The sequence below is a fragment of the Loktanella sp. IMCC34160 genome, from assembly GCF_004145845.1.
Lineage (GTDB): Bacteria > Pseudomonadota > Alphaproteobacteria > Rhodobacterales > Rhodobacteraceae > SELP01.
The window spans coordinates 72,246-95,568 of the sequence record NZ_SELP01000002.1 but is presented as its reverse complement, the minus strand read 5'-3'; the positions used below and the strand labels follow the sequence as shown (position 1 = coordinate 95,568).

Below are 23,323 nucleotides of genomic sequence, written 5' to 3'. Positions count from 1 at the left end.
CCCGCCTAGAGGTCGACACTGTTGGGCAGGATCACCAAGTCGCGGATCACCACGCCGCGCGGACGGGTCAGCATGAACAGAACCGCCTCGGCGACTTCGCGCGGCTGCATCAGCGACCCGTTGGCAAGGGCTTCCTCCATCTTCTCGGTCGGCCAGTCGTCCAGCAATGCCGTGACGACTGGCCCCGGGAGGACGGCACCCATGCGGATGCCGTATTCGGACACCTGCCGTCGCGTGGCATGCAGGAAGGCCTGAACCGCGAATTTCGATGCGGTATAGACAGGCTCCCAGACGACCGGCACGACCCCAGCAACCGAACTGGTAAAGATCACGTCGCCGGTGCGCCGTTCGATCATCGCGGGCAGCACGGCCTGCACACAGCGGAACGCGGCGTTGACGTTCAGGTTTAGCACCATGTCCCACTGGTCAGGATCGCCTTCGGCTGCCGGACCGCCCACATAAGCGCCGGCATTGGCGTGGAAGATGTCCAGCGGCCCGACCAGTGCCTCGATCCGGGGCAACATCCCCGATACCTGCGCCCCGTCGAGCAGGTCGACCACCAGCGGATGCGCAGCCTCGCCCAGCTCTGCGCAAAGTGCGTTCAGTCGATCCTCGGCCCGGTCGATCAACACGACCTGCGCGCCTTCCTCGATCAGGATCCGGGCGCATTCCAGCCCGATCCCCGATGCCGCGCCCGTGATGGCGGCGGTCTTGCCTTTCAGTGCGTCGGTCATCTGGTTTTCCTTTCCCGGTTCAGGCGCGGCCATGGCTGGCGCGGGACCGCCGCGCGAGCGAGTCGACGATGACGGCGATTGCCAACACGGCGCCGGTGATCATGTAACGCAGCGAGGAGCTGAGGTTGAGAAGGGTCAATCCGTTTGAAATTGCCATGATGACAATCACGCCGAGCAGGGCAGACCAGGCCGAACCGCGCCCGCCAAAAAGCGAGGTGCCCCCGATGACCGCGGCGGCGATGGCATTGAGGTTCACATCGCCCGTGCCGGCCTGCTGACTGGCCGAGGCCAGCCGCGCCGCCGCGAAGACGCCCCCAAGCGCTGCGAGGCTGGAGCAGATCATGAAGGCGCTGAGGCGAATGCGCCGCACGTTGATGCCCGACCGGCGCGCGGCCTCGGCATTGCCACCCACGGCAAACATGGAGCGGCCCCATTTCGTGCGCGTCAGGGCGTAGTCGAGCAGGACAACCAGCAGGGTAAAGGCTCCGAACATCCAGGGGACGCCGCGCCCCTTTTCAAGGTAGAATACTGCGAAGACCAGGGCCGCCGTCAGGATCAGCGCCTTAGCCAGCGTCACGCTCAGACCGCGGGCCGACAGATTGGCCGCCCGCCGTTTCTGTCCTGTCCGGATGCCGTTCCAGACAATCAGGACACCGGGCAGGATCGCCAACATGTAGGACAGCCAGGCCGGCATGATCAGGATCTGGCCGAACCGCACGATGGGTGAGGTGAAGGGCAGATTGATCGACCCGGTCGGACCAAGAATATAGAGTTGCAGCCCCAGAAGCGCCAGCAGGCCCGCGAGCGTCGCGACGAAACTTGGCATCTCGAAACGGTTGCGCAGAAATCCATAGATCGCACCGACCGCCATGCCTGTGACAAGCACGGCCAAGATTGTCAGCGGCAGCGACACCCCCGCATTTACCCACAGAACACCCGTCATGGCCGAGGCCAGGCCGCTCATGGAACCGATGGACAGGTCAATCTCGCCTAGCAACAGCACGCAGACAACACCAAGCGAGATCAGCCCTACTGCAGCGGCGTCGAATAGAAGGTTCACAAGGTTGTTCGGAGCAAGGAACACCGGATTGAGGGCGGTGAAGACAACTGAGATCAACAATAGCCCGACAAAGACTGGCAACATGCCCAGATCCCCCGATCGGACCTGATCCACAAAGGCGCGCAGCGCACCCGACAGGCCTTCGTCATGGCGCACCCGGCTATCAGCGCGGTCAAGCTGGGGGGCAGTTTGGCTGGTTTGTACGTCGTTGGTCATTTCTCGTCCCCCGTTACTTCCAGTTTGCGCGCGGCACGACGAGACACCGAGTTTTCAGAGGCGCCCGTTATGGCGGCGACAAGGTCTTCATGCGAGGATTCGGCCGTAAACACGCCGTTGTTCCTGCCCAGGCGCAGGACCACGATCCGGTCAGCCACGGCGCGGACATCTTCCATGTTGTGAGAAATCAGGATGACGCCGTGGCCCCGGTCCCGGACCCTTTCGATCAGGTTCAGGACCTCGGCAGTCTGCGCAACGCCCAAGGCGGCGGTCGGTTCGTCCAGCATGATGATTTTCGGGTCCAGCAGAAGCGACCGGGCGATTGCCACCGTCTGGCGCTGGCCGCCGGACAGCGAAGCGATGGGTTCGCGGACCGACGGGATGCGCGCCGCCAGTTCCTGCAACAGCGTCCAGGCGCGAACCTCCATCTGCACCTCGTCAAGGCGCCAGGGTGACAGTTCGTGACCCAGAAACAGGTTGGCCACGACATCAAGGTTTTCGCAAAGAGCCAGGTCTTGGAAAACCGTCGCGATGCCCAGTTCCAGAGCGGTGCCGGGGGTGTCCAGCGTTACCTCTTTGCCGAGGTATTCGATCGTTCCCGCGGTGGCCTGATGCACCCCTGCGAGGACCTTGACCAATGTGGACTTGCCCGCGCCATTGTCGCCCACCAGCGCAACCACCTCGCCTGCATGAACATCCAGCTCGATGTCTTCAAGCGCGGTGACCGCGCCGAATTGCTTTCCGATCCCGCGCAGACGCAGGATCAGCTCCCCTTTTTCACGGGCATTCATGGCCTGTACCAAGACGTCGTCCTCCCAAGGAACACGTGGCGCCACCTCCGGGGCGGCGCCACGCCGGTTCAGTTTAGCTTACTCGATTCCGAGCGCAGCGCAGGCATCGGCGTATTCTGCCGTGCAGACCTCTTCCGCCGATTGGATGCCAGCGTCGAAGATCAGTTCCTTGATGTTCTCCTGCGTCACGACCGCCGGTACAAACAGCTGCGAGGGCGTATCGTAAAGCGAGGAGGTCGCTTCCGGCGTTTCGCCGTTGAGAAGCTGCACCGCAACCTCTGCTGCGGCAGCGGCCACGATCTCGGACGGTTTAGAGATGGTGTTGTACTGATCTCCTGCGATGATCAGTTGCAGCGCCGCAATGGTCGCGTCGTTGCCAGTCACCGGCGGAAGCGGATCCACGCCAGCAGCTTTCAGCGCCGCAATGGCGCCACCACCGGTGCCGTCGTTCGCAGCCACGATGCCGCGGATGTCGGCCCCAAAGCGGGTAATCTGGCCCGCGGCCCATTCCTGCGCTTTGGGCGGAGCCCAATCCGGCGTGTCGAATTCCGACAGGGTTACGTAGGGCGACGCGTCAAGTGCCCGATCGATCCCGTCGCGGATCAGGCCTGCAGCGGCATCGGTGGGCGAGCCGTTGATCTGCAGGACGCCTGCACCTTCCGGCACGCCTTCAGCCTGAAGGTGTTCGACCAGCGACTGTGCGATGGCATAACCGATACCCTCGTTATCGAAGGACACGTAGAAATCCGCCGGAGTGTCGGGGATCGGGCGGTCATAGGCGATGACCTTGACGCCTTGCGAATGGGCGATCTCTACCAGGGCGGCGGCGGCGGCAGAGTCCACGGGATCCAGAACCACGACGCTGGCACCCTGTGCGATGACAGAGTTGAATTGCTGCTGTTGCAGCGCCACGTCAGCATTGCCGTTCTGGTAGATCAAAGTGCAGTCGGGGCACAGTTCGCCCATGGCGGACTGGAAACCGGGCCAATCGTGTTCTTCGTAGCGGGTCGACGCCTGATCGGGCATCAGAAACGCGACGGTCTCTGCGGCCACGTTGCTGGCGATGGACGCACCCATGAGCGCAACGGACGCCATCAGTACTGTCTTCTTGGTCATTTGCTTTACTCCTCCAAGCCAAGATTTGCGCCTCTCCCAAAGCGCAATCGATTGAACAGGTTGCTCTATCGATTGCGCAAACGTTGCTACATCGATTGAGTTTTGTCAATAATCGGACTGAGGGGCCTTGTCGGGGCCATGCGAGCGAGGGCGAAATGAACAAAAACAAGAAGAAAACAACGATCTACGATATCGCTGCCCTGGCAGATGCCTCGCCCAGTGCGGTCAGCGCGGTGCTCAATGGCACATGGGAGAAACGCCGACTGAGTCGGAAACTGGCGGCGCGTGTCATGCGTATCGCGGAAGAACAGGGCTATGCCGTGAACGTGCAGGCCAGTCTGTTGCGCCGCGAAAAGTCCAACATCGTCGGCATGATCGTCCCGAAATACGACAACCGCTATTTCGGGGAGATCGCCGAGCAATTCGAGGAACTGGCGCGGGCCCGCGGCATGTTTCCTGTTGTCACCTGCACCCAGCGCGATCCCGATCTGGAATTCGAGGCCGCACGGGAACTGATCTCGTATCAGGCGGAATGCCTGATCTCGACCGGGGCCACCGATCCCGACCGGATCTCGGATTTCTGTTCGGCCGCGGGTGTCCAGTCAATCAACCTCGACCTGCCGGGAACCAAGGTGCCCTCGGTCATCTCTGACAACCGCGCGGGAGCATATGATCTGACCATGCTGATCCTTGATCGCTGCCTCCAGGATCTGGGTTGGTCCGGCTCTTTGCGTTTTGTCGGCGGGCGGCTGGCCGATCATAACACCGCCGCGCGCCTCGAAGGCTTTCTCGCAGCTCATCGGGATCGCGGGATCGAGGTGCCCGACCATCATGTCTTGGCGGCCGGGTATTCCGCCGACAGCGCCGCAAGGGTTCTTGCGGATTTTCGACCCGACGGACCGGCGGGGATATTCGTCAACTCGACGATCTCGCTGGAAGGCGTCGTCCGCTGGCACCGGACCCTGGGCACACGGGCTGCACAGGTTCGCTATGGCTGTTTCGACTGGGATCCGTTCGGGTCCTTCCTTCCGGGAAATGTGGGCATGGTGGAACAGGATGTTTCGGGCATGCTGGGCAAGGCCTTCAGTTTCATCGGTCATCCGGAAACGCCCGGAACCCAAGTGCTCGTTCCCTGCAGGCTGCACCGGTTTGATTGACCCGCTCCCTTCTTGATTTCCACTCGTAGGTTGAGCTTGGTCCCTTTCTGTATGCTATCCTTCGGCGGTTGGAGCAATTGGCGACGGGACAGCTGCAAACGACATCGTGCGCGGCCCCAGTATGACCAGAAAATCAGCGTTCAGGCGCGTTCGAGGTCCAGTTCCAATGGCGCGATGCCGATTCAATCGTGGCTGTGTCCTGCCCTCATGTTCATCGTTCGGACGAACGACTCTACACTTGACGCAAGGCGATCAAAGTCGGCTGTCGCCGAGCGGATGAACGCATCATCAGCCCAAAAAAGACATTCGTTCTGAAGCTAAGTTGGATGGCACCGCCTGCGGGACCGGGCGCGTGCCGACCTTCGCTGCGCTTGCAAGGGAAACATGTCGGAGTACAAGAAAGCGGCCATCTATCGCTAGGAACCGTCGGCCACGACGCTGGAGCTAAACCCGAGGGTAGCAAGCGGGACGAAGCCGTCGTTCGCTTTAGGCCGTTGTTTGGCTAGCAGCGCCCGGCCCTCGAATTTTCCAGAACAGTACTCCAACAACCAAGAGGTTGAGGCCACCAGCCAAAGCCGCCAAGCCATAAGCGGCCGAGTATCCACCGGTCATATCGTAGAGATAGCCGCCTAGGAAACCGCCGTTAGCATGGCCAAACCAGCCGAACATGGTGACAACACCCATCGCAAGACCGCGACGTTCGGGTGGAGTATGGGCTGCCACAGTAGCGAGCACACCTGTCATAACCCCTGCATACCCGAAACCGTAAATCGGAGCGTAAAGGTAGAATGTCGACAGGTCGTCGATCAGAATGAAGCCATAGATCAGAAGCGTCATCCAAGCAGTCGCAGTCATGTAGGCGGGGATAGCGCCAATCACGTCGGCGAGCTTGCCAAAGGCGACACGTCCGAGGATGCCCACCATGAGCATTAGGAAGATGACACCACCGGCCTGATCAGCCGAGTATCCACGCCCCTGGATGTGCGGTACGAGGTGCATCAGTGGGACCGACATGCACGTGCAGCAGAGCAATATTGCTAGGCACATCATCGGCACAACCAGTTGGAACGGGGGATAATCCTTCTCAACAACGGCGACACGCTGTCCAGCCTTGAGAAGGGCAACGGGGCGCAACAGGGAAGCCAACGGAAGCAGCACGATCAACATGAGCCCTCCAGTGACGGCAAACGATCCAGAAACGCCTATTGAGTTGATCAGGATGGCCGAGCCGAATGGTACGAAGCCTTGCCCAAGGGCCTGCCCGGCAGACGCGATGCCGATCGCGAGGCCCGCGCCGATCGGAAACCACTTTCCGACAAGCGACATTATTGGGGCGAATATTCCAGCAGCACCGAAGAAACCGGCAACGAACATCAGCAGGTAGTAGTGCCAAAGCTCATCCGCGAAGGCCGCGCCAAGATATGAGAGGCCCATAACTGCGCTCCCTGCCAAGACCACAATCCGTGTGCCGAACCGGTCCGCGATGCTCCCCATGAGCAGGCCACCAAGCGCTAGCCCCATGATCCCGGAAACATTGATGAGCGACACGTCCGCACGATCCCAGCCGTGCAACTCTTCAAGCGGCACGACATACGCAGACATGCCGTTGACGATCGAGCCCAGAGCAAGTGCCAAAATCAATGCGGACGCCGACACAATGACCCAGCGATAGTGAGGCAGTTCTGGCTGGACCTCTGGCATAGTGGGAATCCTCCTCTGAGTAGTCATAGCACGTTCGTCCAAAAGATCGATTTCCTGACTGAAAGGACCGCGTACCAATGCCCGCTCCGGGCTCTTCAGACCCGCCATCGGATGCATCGCAGCGCAAGGTCCCCCGACCACCCTTTGGCCCTGATCGGCCTGCTGACTGTAGCCAGCCCAATCAAGACATTCGTTTTGCAGCAGTTTTGGATTTTAGCGCCTGCCGGCCGGGCGAAAAGCAGTCCTTCGCTGCGTCTGCTAGGGCATCGTGTCGGATACCAGTAGGCGGGCCTTCATCGCAGCGATTCAGTGTTCTTTGTGATGCACACAGTCCCAAAGGCCGCGACGCGCAGGTTGCGGATCTTGCAAAGATGGCGCCAATCAACCGGGTGCAAAGCTCCCACGGGGCTTACCAAAAAGTTTGTAGGTGCCTCGACCACAGCAGAAGTCCAAAGGCTTCATGCTGTTGCGGATTTCTACCAGTTAAGCGCCAAGAGCGACAATGGTCATCCTCATGAGCAGTACCTATCTTTCCAGTATGTTTTCGCGTCTCATCATCATGCTCGCCACGCTTGCGATCACCGTAGTGACGACGGTGGGTTCGGCACATGCAATTGGTATGAATTCCGGTCCGAGCCATATGATGCACGCAGACGAGACAATGCACTCTGAGGATCTTGCCTGTGAAGCTGGTCAGCAGTGCGGATCAGCAGCCGCCGAGATGTGCGAATATGTATGCACGGGTTTTTCGGCGTTTCCGACGTCGCCTGACGAGCAGGCAAAGCACTTCCACGGGTCGGTTCACCATGACATTTCGTCCGATGTAATTCACGTCAGCCGTGCGCCTGCGCTTAACAAACGACCTCCCAAACTCCGTTTCGTCTGATCACGTCCGGGCCATTGCCCGCGGCGTTCCATTTGCCTTTATGAACAGGACGCGATGTCCTGAGGAGACGACCATGGACACATTTTCACGACGCGGCTTTCTTGCCGCGAGTACTGCCGCCATTGGCGCAGCACAGATGCCACGCATCGCCTTTGCGCAAGATGTGGCGCCGATCAGCCTCGCCGCCGTGACCCGGACCCTCGATATCGAAGGGCGCGCCGCTACGGTCTTCGGCCTTGCCGGCCCCGCCGGTCAGGGGCTGATCCTTGACCCCGGTCAGAGGTTTCGTGTCGATTTAATCAACAATCTCAACGTGGGCACCATCATCCACTGGCACGGTCAGATCCCGCCAAATGTGCAGGACGGCGTCCCTGACATGCCGATGCCCCTTCTCGCCCCAGGCGAAACCCGATCCTACGACTTCGAGGCGCGGCCGGGCACCCATTGGATGCACAGTCATGTGCCAACCCAAGAGATGCAGCTGCTCGCCGCGCCGTTGATCGTGCGCTCGCATGAGGACCAGACTGCCGACCGACAGGAGGTCGTAATGTTCCTGCATGACTTCTCGTTCAACGCCCCTGAGGAGGTCCTGTCAGAGATCAACGGCGGTCATGGTGGCGGACACGGCGCAGGCCATGGTGCCGGTGCGGCGCCCGATCAAGGCGCTCCCATGGGAGGCATGGGGGCGATGCAAGGGATGGACCACAGCGCCATGGGCGGCATGGCCATGGACCTGAACGACTATGACTGGGACGCCTATCTCGCCAATGACCGGACGCTGTCAGACCCCGAGGTGGTGCGGGTCGAGCGTGGCGGGCGCATCCGGCTGCGGGTTATCAACGCCGCCGCGGCGACGGTGTTCTGGATCGACACCGGAGTCGCCGAGGCGCGACTGGTCGCAGCGGATGGGCACGCCGTTCAACCTGTCGCAGGCAACCGGTTCGGACTGGCGATGGGCCAGCGATTGGACATCGAGATCGACCTGCCGAACGAAGGTGGCGCCTGGCCAATCCTTGCGCTGCGGGAAGGCGCGCGCGAGCGCACCGGCCTGATCCTTGCCACGCTGGGCGCAGAGGTGCGGCGCCTCAATGGCATGGCGGAGTCCGAAGCGCCTGCCTTCGACAGGGATCTTGCACAGGAGTCGCGCCTGATTGCACCGAACGCACTACCGGATCGCCCCGTCGACCGCAGTCATATGCTGATGCTGGGTGGCGCCATGCAGCCCTATGCCTGGACCATAAACGGGGCCGTCTGGGGCCAACACCAACCGATCTCCGCACGCAGCGGCGAACGAGTTGTTCTGTCGTTCCACAACATGTCGATGATGGCCCACCCGATGCATCTGCACGGGCATGTGTTCCAGGTGGTGGGGATCAATGGGCGGCGTTTGGCCGGTGCAATACGCGACACGGTACACGTACCGCCGATGTCGATGGTCGATGTTGCCTTGGACGCCGGCGAGGCTGCGCGCTGGATGCTGCATTGTCATCACATGCCGCACCTTGCGACCGGCATGATGACCGAGTTCGCAGTCACGGCGTCGATCTGATCCGGTCGGGGTGCCCGGATAATGCGCCCCGACGTATCGGCACCGATCTTGAGTTGTCCTGTTCCATGTTGTCGTGAAGCCGGGTCAAACGGCGCATCATGCGGGTGAAAATCAGGAGGATGAGTCGATGAACTGGAACGACATGGGCCCCGGAATGGGTTTCGGAATGGGGTATGGCTGGCTCTTCGGCCTGCTGATCTTCGTACTGGTGGTTTTGGCCATAGCTGCGCTGGTCAAATATCTTCGAAAATAGACGAAAGGAGGTCCAAATGGCCTACACAATCAATCGCATGATCCCCGACGCCGGGATCGAAGACGTCGACGCACGCGCACGAAAGGCGTTGGCGGATCATGGCTTCGGCGTCCTGACCGAGATCGACGTCAAGGCGACGATGAAGAAGAAGCTGGATATCGAGATGCCGGCCTATCGCATCCTCGGCGCCTGCAATCCCAAGATGGCGCATCATGCCATCGGGATCGAGCCGCGTGTGGGTGCAATGCTGCCGTGCAACGTCATCCTGCGCGAAGTCGAGGATGGCGTCGAGGTCAGCGCCATCGACCCGGTTGCGTCGATGCAGGCAATCGAGAACAGCGATCTTACGGCAGTTGCGGGCCAGGTCCGAGACCTTCTCGCGAAGGCGGTTGCCTCGATCTGAGATGAAGGTGCGCTCAATCATCCTCGTGGCAATGGCGATCATCGGGATCGCCGTGCTCGGTGTATGGCAGTTCGCGCCGTCTACTTTCGATCAGGCACGCGGCCTGATGGACGGCGAGCGTCTGGACCTGTTGATAGCGCGCGCCGGAATCTGGGGGCCGGTCCTGATCGTCACGCTCATGACCCTCGCAGTTGTCGCCAGCCCGATCCCAAGCGCGCCAATCGCGCTGGCAGCCGGTGCGGCCTACGGGCATTTCTGGGGCACCGTACAGGTCGTGATCGGTGCCGAACTCGGGGCATTGATCGCCTTCGAAACACCACAAAATATAGTGGAAACAGCGCCCTATCAGCCGAAGTTGAAGCGCTACGTCAGCAGATTGCAACGGCAGAGCTTGAGCGCACCCGCGAGCGTGAACAACTGACCGACCGCATCGAAAGTTTGCAGCAGATGTTGAGTGACGAGAAGTCAGAGCGCCGTCAGCTTACGGCGCTTTTGACAGATCAGCGTGAAAAGCCCTCAGAGCCGCCGCGCAAGGGATTGTGGGCGCGGTTGGTGGGGTAGTTTGGTCACGGTTGAAAGAGAGGGCGTTCTCTCCAATTCGAGTTCTCAAAAACGGACCGTTCCAATACCGCAAGTATGACGGGAGTGGTTGCAGGATATTGTATAAGCTCTGGACATGGCTGACCTACTGTTCTTCGTTCATTGGCAGAGAAGTATGTCGATTGAAGACAATGAAATTGTTGACTGCTAGGCACCCACCAAAATACATATGCTGTAACAGCACCGCCTGTATTGTGTACTGTCAGTGTTGTTTGAGTTGCCGAGACAAATGCAAATTGATCTCTTTCAGCCGAATAAACTCTGGAAGACCTTTCTTGATATTTAAAATACCCAAGGCCTAGAGCTGCCACTACGCCCAATGCCGTAAAAATGTGGCTCTTTGTAATTTCTGCCATTGTTTAATAATTACCTCTTGCCGTGCTTCATCTGGCCATACTTCCGCTTGGTGAAGCCCATGAACGCTTGCGCCACACCCTTTTTGAAATCTGGCTTGCCTGTGCTTTCCCAATGCGCCCAAAACTGCTGCTGAATCTCGGCCATGTCCAGAAAATATCGCGTTTCTTGTGCCGCGCGGTCGATATCGGCATCGAGCAGGGCAGGGCGGCCCTTCTTTTTCGCAGCTTTGATCTTGCGGGCGTCGCCGGCATTGCGCTTGATGAGCTTGTCCGTCTGAATCCGCTTTGGGGGGGCTTTGTTGCACAAATCCACTGATTGGCGGGGTTTCCCTTTCCCGGGACGGACTTGTCCTACAGCCTCTGTGACGGGAATGCCGAGCGCGGTGTAACGATTGAGCACGGCAATGCGGACCTGGATTTCCGCGACCAGTCGGTCGAAGTCCCTCGCCATGAGGCGTTGGCCCATTAGTTTCACGCAATGCATCTTCGTTTCGACACGGCTTCTACGGTGGTATCCGCTCCATCGTCGCCACTGGGCACGGCCCAGGTATCGCGAAGCATTGATCGCTTCGTTTCTGGCGACGGCCCCGGCGCTCGTGGGTTTCCACGGCTTGGCATTTTTGCGGGGTGGGATGACAGCGTGAGCGCCACGGGAGGCAATCGCATCGTGGCATTTGCGGGTATCATAGGCACCATCGGCTGTGACTGAACCGATGTTCTGATCAGGGGGGATTTGGTTCATTAACTCGGGCAGCATGGGGGCATCGCCAACATTGCTGGTGGTGACCTCAACAGCTCGGACCTCCAGTGTTTCCTCGTCGATCCCTATGTGTATCTTGCGCCATATCCGGCGTTTCGGGCCGCCATGCTTGCGGGCATTCGACTCACCTTCACCCTCGGCCTTGATGCCGGTGCTGTCGATGAGGAGGTTCAGCGGGCCGGTTCCACCGTGATACGGAAGGGCCACATTCAGCGTTCTCTGGCGGCGGCAAAGGGTGCTGTAGTCGGGCACCGCCCAGTCCAGTCCGGCCAATCGCAATAGGCTTTCGACGAAGCCCGTAGTTTGCCGCAATGGCATTCCGAACAGAACCTTCAGCGTCAGGCAGTTCTGGATCGCCGCATCGCTGAATTGACACTGGCGACCACGCTTGCCGCGCGGCTCGGAGCACCCGCTGGCCGAGGCGATAGTTGAGGGGGCAGAAGCAAAGGGCTCCCCGCGACTGGAGGCCACAGCCTTCGACGCCGTCACGGGCAAGGGCGTGCAGGGCCGGGTCGGCGACCGCGCGGTGGCGCTCGGCAATGCTGCGATGATGACGGAGATGGGACTGGACACGCGGGCAGCCGAGGCGCAGGCCGACACCCTGCGCGCCGAAGGCAAGACCGCGATGTTCATCGCCGTCGATGGCGCGCTTGTGGGCATCGTGGCCGTTGCTGACCCGATCAAGGACAGCACCGCGCAGGCGATCCGGGAACTCCATGCTCAGGGGCTGCGCGTCATCATGGCCACGGGCGACAATGAGCGCACCGCGCAGGCGGTGGCGGGCAAGCTGGGGATCGACGAGGTGTTCGCGGGCGTCCTGCCCGAAGCCAAGAAGGACCTGATCGACCAGTTGCGCCGCGACGGCCACAAGATCGCGATGGCGGGCGACGGAGTGAACGACGCCCCGGCTCTGGCCGCAGCCGATGTGGGCATCGCCATGGGAACGGGCGCGGATGTGGCGATGGAAAGCGCCGGCATCACCCTGCTGGGCGGCGACCTGATGGGCATCGTGCGGGCGCGCAAGCTTGCCCGCGCCACCTTGCGCAACATCAAGCAGAACCTGTTCTTCGCCTTTGCCTACAACGCGCTAGGCGTCCCTATCGCAGCCGGGTTGCTCTACCCCGTCACGGGACTTCTCCTTTCGCCGATGATCGCGGCAGCGGCCATGAGCCTGTCGTCGGTCTCGGTGATAACCAACGCCTTGCGACTGCGGCGGGCCAATCTATGACCCGACGGCACGCATACCCATTGCCGAGGTCGCAGGCTAAATCTGTCTGGGGAAAGGGGGTGTGCAAGCACACCCCCTTTCAGGCAACAGGGCCGTTCTGGTCAAGGGTATTCCCTTTGTAAGTGACGGTTCCGGATCAGACGCGACGACCGGCGTCGATCGAGAGCGGCCCTCCGCCTTTCACGGCGAAAAACACCGCGGTGATGCCCCAGAGCAGCGGGTATTCGTAGCCGCGCGCGGTCCAGAAGAACCCGTTGCCGAGGTGAAAGGCGACGGCGAAGGCCATGAAGACCGCGACGGCGACGGCGGCAAAGCGGGTCAGGAAGCCGGTGACCAGCATCAGACCGCCGAAGAACTCGACAAGGCCGATCAGTAGCGCCATCAGCGTCGGCGCTGGATAGCCGACGGACTCGAGAAAGCCGGCCGTGCCAGAGATTCCGCCACCACCGAACAATCCGAATAGCTTCTGCGCCCCATGCGGCATCAGCATAAGACCCGTTGCCACGCGCAGCGCGACCCAGGCGATGTCATCCAAGGGCTTTGCAATTGCCGCCAGCCTTGCCTCAAGGCTGGCCAACGCGCCGCCTTCTCTCGAAGTTGTGTCTGTCATTGTCTCTCATTCCTCCTTCACAGTCGCCGTTCTTCACGGTTCAAGAGTGAGCATTGGTTTCATTTGAAATCATGTCAACTATAATATCATTTGAAACTTTAATTTTCGCCACCTTTCGCTCCTTTGCAGACGGGCCGTTCGGAGTGTCCGGACTTCGCGGGCGGGCGAGTTCAGGCCTGTCAAAGGGAACCGGTCAAAACTGTCAGGGTGGTGAGGTTTGTCTTGTAGCCTGCTGGAAACAAGGAGAAGAACCGCCCTGCGGTAACTTGGCCCCCTTCAGATTCAGCGTGCCCAGATGGGGATCGAGCGCGCGCGCTCGTTAGCCGTCGCGCCGGGTCTTGCGTTAACCTGTCGGCTACTTTCTCGCAGTCGCGAACCAGCCCTCAGACATCGACTTCTATTGGCAGTTAACGGACGGCCCTGGAGGAGGCGCGAAGGAAGTCGCCGCCGTTCTACCTTTGCCGAGGCTCGGGATGGTCCATGTCGGTCTCGCTCATCTGGACTCGGTATGTCTCGTGGTTGAAGTCGTCAAACTCGGCCCGACTAGACATCTTGATGGCGAACCGACTTTACAACCGTGGAGGCACAGATTCTACTTCAACTGCACTGGCTCGGCGAAAAGGACCTAAAAGATGGCGTCACTGATCCTTGAAGAATTTTTTCCGTTCCAAACGCGAATGTTCTATCGGCAAGTCAGTTCGGCGGTATCAAGAATCTACGAAACCCGATACGGCCTCAAACCCTATGAGTGGCGGACCATGGCCATTCTGGGCACCGATGGCGAGTTCACCGCAAACGATATCGTCGTCAAATCGAGTATGGATAAAGTATCGGTCAGTCGCGCAATCTCGGCTCTAAAGACTAGAAAGTGGGTGTTATTCAAGCCCAACAAACTTGATGGCCGGAGCCGGCTGGTTCGGTTGTCGAATGCCGGCGCGAGAGCATACGAGGACCTCGTTCCCCTTATGTTGCAGATCGAAGAAAAGTTGTTGTCGGTATACACGAAGGACGAAGTCACCCAACTTCGAAACCTAATGGGGAAACTGTCCAAACAGGATGGATCAAAGTTTACTCTGTGACGCGATGTCGTTGTCGGACACACTATCTCTGCGAGGCGGATGATACGTTGCGTCGATCATTACGGTCTTCTCTTTGCCATGACTGGCGGCCAGAGCCGTCATCCACCGAGAAAAGATGCCTTTCGCTCCAACGCTTCCAACGGTTGTAGCGCGTCCTGTGCGGCCCATATGCCGCCGGTGCGTTGCGCGATCGTAGGCCGTCGCGGTTGATGCAGATAATCCCCCTCAACACACGTCGGTCATCGACGCACGGCTTACCTTGGGATTTTGGGAAATAGGGGTTCAGACCCGCATCAACGCTTCGCTCAACCAGAATAGATCAGACATGTTCACCGCTCGTTTCTAACCGATGAGTCATGCCGTTAGATGGAAACCAATGTGTCCAGACCCTAACCAATTGGGAACTCTCGAGATTTTTCCTTAATTGCCGTCACGAGATCAGCGAACCAAGTGTCATGATGGGTTTCCGATGGGATGTAGATTCCAACCTCCTGAAGGTCGCTATTGCTGTCTTCTATTTGTAGTGGAACCATCCTCAGTCTTTTCAAAAGCTTCTCCCCCTGTTCCGGATATCGAAGGAAAGCGTTGAAGTACAAAGACATGTCTGCGCAGCATATGATCGAGTTTGCCGACAATATGCGTCGACCGGTTTCAGGCAGGGCATTCTCTTGCGAGCTTTGAATGATATGGTCGAGCTGGCTGTCGGATCTGGCGACGCTGATTTCATCCAACTTCTCCAAATCCTTCATCGTACAGCGCTTTCCGGCCAGGGCGTGGTGCTCATGGACGTAGAACTGGTCCCTCGCGCGGAAGAGGGGAATGTACTCCACATAGAGCCGTGGGCTGAGGCGCTCGATCTTATGACTGATAGACAGGTTGATTTCGCCGGCCAGCAGTTTCCACATGCAATACAGGTTGCTTCCGCTTTCGACGTGGATTGATGCATAGGGCGATGACTGGTCCAGCGAGACGATCACATCGCGTAGAAATACCTCCCACCATACATTACCGCAACCGATGGCAAGCGTTTGATTAATGTTCCTTTTCCGGTCCGCGATCATTCGGTTCGCGCGTTCTTCGATGCGCGAAATGACATGAGCATTGTCATAAAGGATCGAGCCGAATTCCGTCAGCGTCATGCCCTTCGGACCGCGATCGAAAAGATCCACGCCGTAGATCTCTTCAAGCTTGCGCATATTCACCGTGATCGTCGGTTGGGTGACGTTCAGATGCCGTGCAGCACGGGTGATACTTCCATGCTCAGCAACGGCCAAGAACTGACGTAACGCCCGGTCCATCGGCATCCCTCCTCGTGACGGGGTATAGATAATGTCTATACCTCCAACGATCAATAATATTTTATCCGTCTCCGCCACCCCGGTAGGTCATACCGGAGAACCCAAACTTGACGACCAACAACATCAGGGAGGCCGGCATGAGCCGAGAAAATTGGAACATTGGAAAAGCAGCTGCGATGGCTGGAGGCCTATCGGCCCTTGCGCTGGCCTCGGCGGCGACAGCTGGAGAGATCGAACTTTTCCAAACGAAAGCCGAGGCGCATAACACCTATGTCGCGCTCATCGCCGAGTTCGAGGCGGCCCATCCAGACATCACCGTGAATCTCGTCGAGATGCCCGATGCCGGTACCGTTCTGCGCACCCGGATGGTGCGTGGCGATCTCCCCGACATCATCGCGACCGACGGGAACAATACCTTCGCAGACTTGGCCGATGCCGGTGTCCTGCTGGAGGTCTCCGACACGGGACTGGCTTCGGCTGTGCAGCCGGCCTACCTCGATATGATTGCCCGCCTCACCGAGGTTGAAGGCAACTACGGTCTACCCTACACCGCCAACGCCAACACGGTTCTCTACAACAAAGAGATTTTCGAGGCGAACGGCTGGTCGACGCCCACCACATGGGACGAGTTCATCGCCGTGGCCGAGGCCTCGAGGGCTGCGGGCATCACGCCCTTCTACCACACCTACCTCGACAGCTGGACACTGATGGTGCCGTGGAACTCGCTGGCCTCGAATATTCAGTCGGCCGATTTTGCAGCAGCAAGGGCTTCTGGCGACACCACCTTCGCCGAACAATACCCGGACGTGGCCGATAAAATGCTGCAGCTGCTGGCGCTTGGCCATGAGGACAACTTTGGCGCGGGCTACGACGACGGCAACCGGGCGTTCGCCAACGGCGAGTCTGCCATGCTGGTGCAAGGCGTCTGGGCCATTCCCGCAGTTCAATCGAATAACCCTGAAATCAATATCGGTGCTTTTGCGATGCCGGTGCTGAACGACGCCAGTCAGAACAAGCTGATTTCGGGTGTCGACACACTCTTCGCCATCTCCGCCGAGAGCGACAACATCGACGACTCCAAGGCATTCATCGCCTTTATGCAACAGCCGGAGATCGCTACCCGTTTCATCAATGAGCAGAAACAATTCTCGACACTGAATGGAGTCTTCCAGAGCGATCCGATCTTCGACGAGTTGAAGCCGTACTTTGAAAGCGGCCGGATCACTAGTTTTGCTGACCACTACTACGAGGCCGGTATGAACGTTTCGACGCTTATCCAGGAGTTCCTCCTGAACGGCGACAAAGAGGCATTCCTGCAAAAGCTCGACAGCGAGTGGGATGCGGTAGCTCAGCGATAATCGACTGCGCTGGCTGAAGGCGCGGCGTGACAAATCCTCCCTTGTCGTGCCGCGCCAAAACTACCAATTCGGAGATTTCAATGTTTGGCAACCGCTCCCACTACTGGTGGATGGTCTTGCCGGCGTTCATTCTTTTCTTTGGTTTCCACACTTACCCGGCACTTCAGGGGCTGTTCTACAGCTTCACGAATTTCAGGGGCTACGGAAACTGGGAATTCGTCGGCTTCAAGAACTACATCAACGTCTTTAAGGACTCGCGCGCGCTCAGCGCCTACTTCTTCACTCTGCAATTCGCCATTGTTGCGACGATCCTGACCAACATCGCAAGCCTTGCAATCGCGGTCGGACTAAACTCGAACATCAAGCTCAAGACTTTTCTACGGGCTGTCTACTTCATCCCAAACGTGCTTTCGATCTTGATTGTCGGCTTCATCTTCAAGTTCATCTTGTCGAACCTCGTGCCGGGCATCTTCCCCGACGGGTCGGTCCTCAGCCGAAACATCCTAGGCAACCCCGATTTGGCCTGGATAGGAATCGTCATCGTGGCGGTCTGGCAAGCCATGGCGTTCAACACACTGCTCTATCTGGCAGGTTTGCAGACGATTTCGGACGACCTCTATGAGGCCGCAAATATCGACGGGGCCAGCCGCTGGCAGCAGTTCCGGATGATCACTTTCCCGCTGATTGCGCCTTTCTTCACCATCAACATGGTGTTGGCGCTGAAGAACTTCCTGATGGCCTTCGATCATATCATGGCGCTGACGGGAGGGGGGCCCGGCCGGGCAACGGAATCGATCTCGATCGTGATTTATCGTGGCGGTTTCGAAGGTGGACAGTTCGCCTACCAATCCGCGAACGCCGTCATCTACTTCATCGTCATCCTCGTGCTGTCGATTGTCCAGCTGCGTGCACTCAAGCTGAGGGAGAACTGATATGGCTGCAGGAAAGAAGACAAACTGGAGCGGCACCGCCGCACTGATCGCCGCATCGTCGATCATCTTTTTCCCGCTTTACCTGACAGTGGTGATCGCACTCAAGTCGCGCGATCAACTCGGAGAGTCGATCCTATCCTGGCCGAACCCGATCGTCTGGGAGAACTTCTCCAAGGCGATCGAGATCACCAACTACTGGGGCGCGTTCTTCAACTCTTTCTTGATCACGACCGGCGCTGTCATCCTGACGGTCTTTACCAATTCCTTCGTCGCCTACGCCATTGCCCGCAACATGAAGAAGAGGTCGTTCCAGTCCCTATACTACTACTTCATCAGCGCGATGTTCATTCCGTTTCCGATCATCATGCTGCCGATCGTGAAGCTCACATCGCAGCTGGGGATCTCGAACCAGGTGGGCCTTGTGATCCTCTACACCGTCTACGGGCTGGCCTTTAACGTCTTCCTCTATGTCGGATACATCGCCTCGCTGCCCGAGGAACTCGAAGAGGCGGCACGCGTGGATGGTTGCGGACCCTGGCAGACCTTCTGGAAAATCATCTTCCCGCTACTGCGCCCGATCAACGCGACCGTTGCGATCTTCACGGTGCTCTGGACTTGGAACGATTTCATGTTGCCGCTGGTCATCCTGGCGGAACCTGAGATGGCCACGCTGCCACTCAAGCAGTTTGCTTTGCAAGGACAATTCAACACCGACTACACGCTGGCCTTCGCCAGCTACCTACTGGCCATGCTGCCGCTGCTGCTGGTCTACATCGTCGCGCAACGCTGGATCATCAGCGGTGTGACCCGCGGCGCCGTCAAGGGTTAAGGAGAGCCAAGATGACTTCTGTAATACTCAAAAAAGTCGAAAAATCCTTTGGGGCCGTCACGGTCATCCCGCCTCTGGATCTGGAGATACCGGAAGGATCGTTTACCGTCTTCGTCGGCCCCTCGGGCTGCGGCAAGTCCACACTCTTGCGGTTGATTGCCGGGCTGGAGGAAGTCTCGACCGGCACTCTGGAGATCGGCGGTCGCGACGTTACCACATCGGAACCGTCAGATCGCGGGATCGCAATGGTCTTCCAGTCCTACGCACTCTATCCGCATATGACGGTTGCCGATAACATCGCCTTCCCGCTGAAGGTGCTGAAGCGCCCGCAAACCGAGATCAACGCGGCAGTGGCCAAGGCAGCCGACATGCTGCAACTGGATGCTCTTCTGACGCGTAAGCCCAAAGATCTCTCCGGCGGTCAGCGTCAGCGGGTCGCCATCGGCCGGGCCATCGTGCGCGATGCGGGCGTGCTGCTCTTTGACGAGCCGCTATCCAACCTCGACGCCTCGCTGCGCGGGCAGATGCGGGTCGAACTGTCCGACCTGCACCGCAACATGGGCGCGACGATGATCTACGTCACCCATGATCAGGTCGAGGCCATGACGATGGCCGATCAGATCGTGGTGCTGCGCGCAGGCGTGATCGAACAGGTGGGCAGCCCGATGACACTATATGAAAAGCCAATGACGCCCTTCGTCGCCGGCTTCATCGGGTCGCCCAACATGAATCTGATGGAAGGGCAGATCGCCAAGGAGCATGGCTGCGACGTGCTGGGCATTCGCCCGGAACATCTCTATCGCTGCGCGCCTGACGATGCGCTTCTGTCGGGCACGGTGCGCCATGCGGAAAACCTTGGCGCCGAGACGGTCGCCTATGTCAAGACACAGCAGGCGGGTGAGATCTTGATCCGCATCGACGGCAAGGAACGGCTGTCGATCGGGGACAGCATCTCGCTGACGGCTGATCGCAGCAACTGGCACCTGTTCGCCGACGGCAAGCGAATGTCGTAAAGACGCAACCTGCGGGACTGATCCATGACATTGCATGATATCAAAATGACAAGGCCGTCCGCGCGCGATGGTGCCGTGACTACGCCGTGGTGGAAGAAGGCGACGGGGTATCAGATCTATCCGCGCAGCTTTTGCGACAGCAACGGCGACGGGATCGGCGACATTCCGGGTATCATCTCGAAACTGGATCATCTTCAGGATCTGGGCATCGGGTTCATCTGGTTGTCGCCGGTCTATCGCTCGCCGATGGTCGATAACGGCTACGACATCTCGGACTACCAGGATGTCGCGCCTGAATACGGCACGATGCAGGATTTGGACCGGCTGATCGATGAGGCGGCCAACCGCGGCATTGGTCTGGTCATGGACCTAGTCGTGAACCATTGTTCGGATCAGCACGCGTGGTTCAGGAAGGCCGTTGCCTCTTCGGTATGTCGCGAACACGACTATTTCATCTGGGCCGACGCAACGGACGGCCCGGATGTCCTGCCTAGCGACATCGAGTCGGTCTTTGGCGGCCCCGCCTGGACCCATCTGCCCGAGGTCGGGAAATTCTACTTCCATCAATTCGCAAGCGGACAGCCCGACCTGAACTGGCAAAATCCAGAATTGCGGGCGGAAATCTACGCAATGATGAATTGGTGGCTGGATCGCGGCATCGCGGGCTTTCGGATGGATGTCATCGATCTGATCGGCAAGGATGTCGGGGCCGGAAAGCTGGCTGAAGGCCCATATCTGCACGACTTTCTTCAGGAAATGCACAGTCAGACGGTGAAAGGTCGCGACGTGCTGACCGTCGGCGAAAGCTGGTGCGCCAGCCCCGAGACCGGCCCGCTCTACTGCGGTGAGGATCGGGACGAGCTCTCGATGATCTTCCAGTTCGACCATATCAAGGCGACCTGGGATCCCGAATTCGGCAAGTGGAAGAACGTCCCGGTAGACCTGCCGCGCTTCAAGACGACCTTGGCCAATTGGCAATATGCGCTGGAAGACAGCGGCTGGAACTCGCTCTTTCTGTCCAACCACGACCTGCCGCGGCAGGTCTCGCGATATGGAGACGACGGCACCTACCGCAACCGATCCGCGAAAATGCTCGCCATCATGATGCACCTGCTCAAGGGCACCCCCTTTGTCTATCAAGGCGAAGAGATCGGCATGACAAACGCGAATTTCCACTCACTGGAACAATACCGCGACCTCGAAGTGGCTGGACGCTTGGCGGAGGCGCTCGAAAAGGGCAGTACGGTGGAAGTGTTTCTTGAAGGAGCGCGCCGCAATGCACGCGACAATGCCCGCACCCCGATGCAATGGACGGCGGGGGAAAACGCGGGCTTCGGCGCCGGTGCGCCCTGGATCGATGTGAACATGAATCACACCACGATCAACGTCGCCGCCGACGGCGCCGACCCTGACGGGATCATTCACACCTACAAACAGTTGATCGAGATGCGCAAGACCAGCGCGGTCGTGCGCGAAGGTCGCACCACTTTCCACGTCGTCGATCACAAACAGGTCTGCGCCTATACGCGCGAGCTTGGGGATCAGACAATTGCGGTGGTGGCAAACATGTCGGCGGACTCTGTGGAATTCGTGGCTCCGCCGGCGCTTTGCGGTCAAGGCCAGCCGCTAGTCTCAAATATTGCTTCGCGCCACAGCATAGACTCCGTCACTGTACTGGAGCCATATGAAGCCTATGCAGTTCTAAGAAACGCACAACATTCGAAACGCTGCTGTCATCAAAATGGCGTTGTTGCGCAACACGCGCTTGAGGCGTGACTGCCCCTTAACCCGCTGACGTCATGCCAAGCGGATGATCTCGGCGGTCTCGCGAAGTGGCAGCTTGATCAGCACTGTGATCGACAGGCAGAACCGGATAGCCGCATCGGAATAGACGGGCGGACGACCGGGCCGACCGTCACGCGGCGCGCGCCAACTCATGTCCTTGCCGACCCAGATCAGCAGCGATCCCAGCTTGCGCAGCGATGAGCCGTAGCTGGACCAGTTCGTCGTGCACAGAACGACGATTAAGTCGCTCAATTGCTGCAAGGTGCACAAATGGCGGCTCCAACGGGCCGCGCCGCGGTGATGTAGACCAGACTCTGGCCTGCCGAAGCTGTGACGCAATGAAAGGTGGCAGGGAGCCCTTTTGAGAAGTACGTCATCTTTGCGGCGCAAGTCCGCGCCTTCAACTGGGCGTTTGGGTCACGCTCCCTTCCCCTCCATTCCTAACTTCGGGAGTCCGTCGCCGGGTCTAACTTCGTTCCAAATCAACCCATAGCGATGCAAACGCAGACAAAGGGTGGCGCTTCGAATTTAGTTGGTCAGTGTTGCGACATATACCTGAGCAAACCCGCTTCTGTCCGATGTGAATACCACCTGACGTCCATCGGGAGAGAACCGTGGGTGCGGGTGAGTGTGCTGTGGAGCGTGAACCTTGACCGGGCCGTTGTTGTACGGAAATGGATGCGCCCAGTGGGCCCCTTGCGAAGACGCGAGAGGTGCATGCAGGTGGCGCGCCGTCGTCGCGCCGTCCAAGTCTACAAGGTACAGACCAATGTCCGGAAAATTGGTATCACCCACAAGGCGCTTGCCTGTCGCATCAGGGGCGCCATGCCATATTGGGAATTCGGTCACCCGGCGTACCCGACCAGACTCGACGTCGATCTCGCCCATCCCGTTGGGCCAATCGACGAACAGCACACTCCGGTGTCCTGGGCGCCAGACTTCGTGCGTGATCCATTGCAAGTCGTGTTCGCGGGTAAAGATCCGCCGCGCGTTGCCTGACCGGTCGGTGACCCAGACCCGGTCGGTCATCGGCCCGGCATAGAGGATCAAATCATCGTCGTCCGGGCAGAATTGCGGATGGCCAATGGTCGGGGCTTCAAGAAAAACCTTTGCCGTGCCGCTTCTGGTGTCGATCAGCCAAAACCTACTGACCGCGCCCGTCTTTACAGGCACTGCCCAGTAGCGGCCGTTCGCTGACAGCGCGGTGGTGCCCATGGCCGCCCCGACCATCCCGGCTTCGCGCATCTCGGCAGGGCCAAAGGACACAAGCACTTCCACGACACCTGTCCGCGGCGACACCCGTTTGCCTGTCTGCCCCGAGACAAAGTAGATCCATGCGCCGTCCTTTGACGGGATCACCGACCATTCGGCAAGGTCGCGCTCATCGGTCAGGCAGATCAGGGCTCGGGTGTCTGTCAGTTCCAAGTATATCTGTGGTTTGCCCGACCGATGTGAGACAAAGACCAACGCGCGCATGGCGTCATCCCAGGAATCGACGAAGAAAAACGGGTGGTGGTGGATCGAGGGGTGCGCGGTCACTTGCCGCACGACCCCCCGATCCGTCTCCTCGATAACGCGCCCCTCGGGTGGGAATTCGAGCCAGGCCATT

Annotated in this window: 20 protein-coding genes and 4 pseudogenes; 13 read left to right on the top strand and 11 right to left on the bottom strand. The window is 59.2% G+C overall.

Annotation, left to right across the window (positions count from 1 at the left end):
- Positions 1-5: 5 nt before the first annotated feature.
- From EU803_RS04815 to EU803_RS04800, 4 genes are all read right to left on the bottom strand, one after another.
- The gene (locus EU803_RS04815) at positions 6-734 is read right to left on the bottom strand and encodes an SDR family oxidoreductase (protein ID WP_129680354.1); all 729 of its coding nucleotides are present in this window, start codon (positions 732-734) and stop codon (positions 6-8) included.
- A 19-nt stretch (positions 735-753) separates the two neighbouring features.
- Positions 754-2,010 carry a sugar ABC transporter permease gene (locus EU803_RS04810; protein ID WP_129680353.1) on the bottom strand — a complete coding sequence of 419 codons (1,257 nt, stop codon included), beginning with the start codon at positions 2,008-2,010 and terminating at the stop codon, positions 754-756.
- Entirely contained in the window at positions 2,007-2,801 is a 795-nt protein-coding gene (locus tag EU803_RS04805; RefSeq protein ID WP_129681552.1) for an ATP-binding cassette domain-containing protein, read from the bottom strand. Before EU803_RS04805 ends, EU803_RS04810 begins: the two co-directional genes overlap by 4 nt.
- Before the next feature lie 78 nt (positions 2,802-2,879).
- Complete coding sequence (locus EU803_RS04800) at positions 2,880-3,917, bottom strand: sugar ABC transporter substrate-binding protein (RefSeq protein ID WP_129680351.1); 1,038 nt, start codon at positions 3,915-3,917, stop codon at positions 2,880-2,882.
- A 155-nt stretch (positions 3,918-4,072) separates the two neighbouring features.
- On the opposite strand from EU803_RS04800, the gene EU803_RS04795 reads away from it, so the two are divergent.
- Positions 4,073-5,074: a LacI family DNA-binding transcriptional regulator gene (locus EU803_RS04795; protein ID WP_129680349.1), complete on the top strand. Its 1,002-nt coding sequence runs from the start codon at positions 4,073-4,075 to the stop codon at positions 5,072-5,074.
- A gap of 486 nt (positions 5,075-5,560) precedes the next feature.
- On the opposite strand, the gene EU803_RS04790 is transcribed toward EU803_RS04795, so the two are convergent.
- Positions 5,561-6,775: an MFS transporter gene (locus tag EU803_RS04790; RefSeq protein ID WP_129680347.1), complete on the bottom strand. Its 1,215-nt coding sequence runs from the start codon at positions 6,773-6,775 to the stop codon at positions 5,561-5,563.
- Positions 6,776-7,289: 514 nt separating this feature from the next.
- Here EU803_RS04790 and EU803_RS04785 point away from each other — a divergent pair.
- The 5 genes from EU803_RS04785 (at position 7,290) to EU803_RS04770 (ending at position 10,287) form a co-directional block, all read left to right on the top strand.
- The gene (locus EU803_RS04785; protein WP_129680345.1) at positions 7,290-7,661 is read left to right on the top strand and encodes a hypothetical protein; all 372 of its coding nucleotides are present in this window, start codon (positions 7,290-7,292) and stop codon (positions 7,659-7,661) included.
- Between the two features lie 73 nt (positions 7,662-7,734).
- Complete coding sequence (locus EU803_RS04780; protein WP_129680343.1) at positions 7,735-9,210, top strand: multicopper oxidase domain-containing protein; 1,476 nt, start codon at positions 7,735-7,737, stop codon at positions 9,208-9,210.
- A gap of 127 nt (positions 9,211-9,337) precedes the next feature.
- Positions 9,338-9,463 carry a hypothetical protein gene (locus EU803_RS18860; protein ID WP_277985701.1) on the top strand — a complete coding sequence of 42 codons (126 nt, stop codon included), beginning with the start codon at positions 9,338-9,340 and terminating at the stop codon, positions 9,461-9,463.
- Positions 9,464-9,479: 16 nt separating this feature from the next.
- Positions 9,480-9,866, top strand: a complete 387-nt coding sequence (locus tag EU803_RS04775; RefSeq protein WP_129680341.1) for a DUF302 domain-containing protein — start codon at positions 9,480-9,482, stop codon at positions 9,864-9,866.
- A gap of 1 nt (position 9,867) precedes the next feature.
- Positions 9,868-10,287: a hypothetical protein gene (locus EU803_RS04770; RefSeq protein ID WP_242494282.1), complete on the top strand. Its 420-nt coding sequence runs from the start codon at positions 9,868-9,870 to the stop codon at positions 10,285-10,287.
- A gap of 884 nt (positions 10,288-11,171) precedes the next feature.
- Here the strand turns inward: EU803_RS04770 and EU803_RS04760 are convergent.
- Positions 11,172-11,975 (bottom strand): annotated as a pseudogene (locus EU803_RS04760) (IS5 family transposase); the annotation flags it as partial.
- On the opposite strand from EU803_RS04760, the pseudogene EU803_RS04755 reads away from it, so the two are divergent.
- Positions 11,971-12,810: pseudogene (locus tag EU803_RS04755) on the top strand (HAD-IC family P-type ATPase); the annotation flags it as partial. The pseudogenes EU803_RS04760 and EU803_RS04755 sit on opposite strands and share 5 nt — an antisense overlap.
- A 136-nt stretch (positions 12,811-12,946) precedes the next feature.
- Here EU803_RS04755 and EU803_RS04750 read toward each other — a convergent pair.
- Positions 12,947-13,420: a DoxX family protein gene (locus EU803_RS04750; RefSeq protein WP_129680337.1), complete on the bottom strand. Its 474-nt coding sequence runs from the start codon at positions 13,418-13,420 to the stop codon at positions 12,947-12,949.
- Positions 13,421-14,052: 632 nt separating this feature from the next.
- On the opposite strand from EU803_RS04750, the gene EU803_RS04745 reads away from it, so the two are divergent.
- On the top strand, positions 14,053-14,499 hold the full coding sequence (locus tag EU803_RS04745) for a MarR family winged helix-turn-helix transcriptional regulator (RefSeq protein ID WP_129680335.1): 447 nt from the start codon (positions 14,053-14,055) through the stop codon (positions 14,497-14,499).
- 42 nt (positions 14,500-14,541) lie between these two features.
- On the opposite strand, the pseudogene EU803_RS04740 reads toward EU803_RS04745, so the two are convergent.
- Both EU803_RS04740 and EU803_RS04735 read right to left on the bottom strand, forming a co-directional pair.
- Positions 14,542-14,826: pseudogene (locus EU803_RS04740) on the bottom strand (transposase); the annotation flags it as partial.
- Between the two features lie 62 nt (positions 14,827-14,888).
- Positions 14,889-15,797: a LysR family transcriptional regulator gene (locus EU803_RS04735; RefSeq protein ID WP_165352780.1), complete on the bottom strand. Its 909-nt coding sequence runs from the start codon at positions 15,795-15,797 to the stop codon at positions 14,889-14,891.
- A gap of 107 nt (positions 15,798-15,904) precedes the next feature.
- On the opposite strand from EU803_RS04735, the gene EU803_RS04730 reads away from it, so the two are divergent.
- The 5 genes from EU803_RS04730 (at position 15,905) to EU803_RS04710 (ending at position 21,705) form a co-directional block, all read left to right on the top strand.
- A complete protein-coding gene (locus tag EU803_RS04730) occupies positions 15,905-17,155 on the top strand; it encodes an extracellular solute-binding protein (RefSeq protein WP_129680331.1) in 1,251 nt (416 codons plus the stop codon).
- Between the two features lie 80 nt (positions 17,156-17,235).
- A complete protein-coding gene (locus EU803_RS04725; RefSeq protein ID WP_129680329.1) occupies positions 17,236-18,087 on the top strand; it encodes a sugar ABC transporter permease in 852 nt (283 codons plus the stop codon).
- Between the two features lies 1 nt (position 18,088).
- Positions 18,089-18,916, top strand: coding sequence for a carbohydrate ABC transporter permease (locus EU803_RS04720; protein WP_129680327.1), 828 nt, complete (start codon positions 18,089-18,091; stop codon positions 18,914-18,916).
- Between the two features lie 11 nt (positions 18,917-18,927).
- The gene (locus EU803_RS04715) at positions 18,928-19,929 is read left to right on the top strand and encodes an ATP-binding cassette domain-containing protein (protein WP_129680325.1); all 1,002 of its coding nucleotides are present in this window, start codon (positions 18,928-18,930) and stop codon (positions 19,927-19,929) included.
- 24 nt (positions 19,930-19,953) lie between these two features.
- Positions 19,954-21,705, top strand: coding sequence for an alpha-glucosidase (locus EU803_RS04710; RefSeq protein WP_347400077.1), 1,752 nt, complete (start codon positions 19,954-19,956; stop codon positions 21,703-21,705).
- Between the two features lie 24 nt (positions 21,706-21,729).
- Here EU803_RS04710 and EU803_RS04705 read toward each other — a convergent pair.
- Positions 21,730-21,966 (bottom strand): annotated as a pseudogene (locus EU803_RS04705) (transposase); the annotation flags it as partial.
- Between the two features lie 276 nt (positions 21,967-22,242).
- On the bottom strand, positions 22,243-23,322 hold the full coding sequence (locus EU803_RS04700; protein WP_129680321.1) for an oligogalacturonate lyase family protein: 1,080 nt from the start codon (positions 23,320-23,322) through the stop codon (positions 22,243-22,245).
- Position 23,323 lies beyond the last annotated feature (1 nt).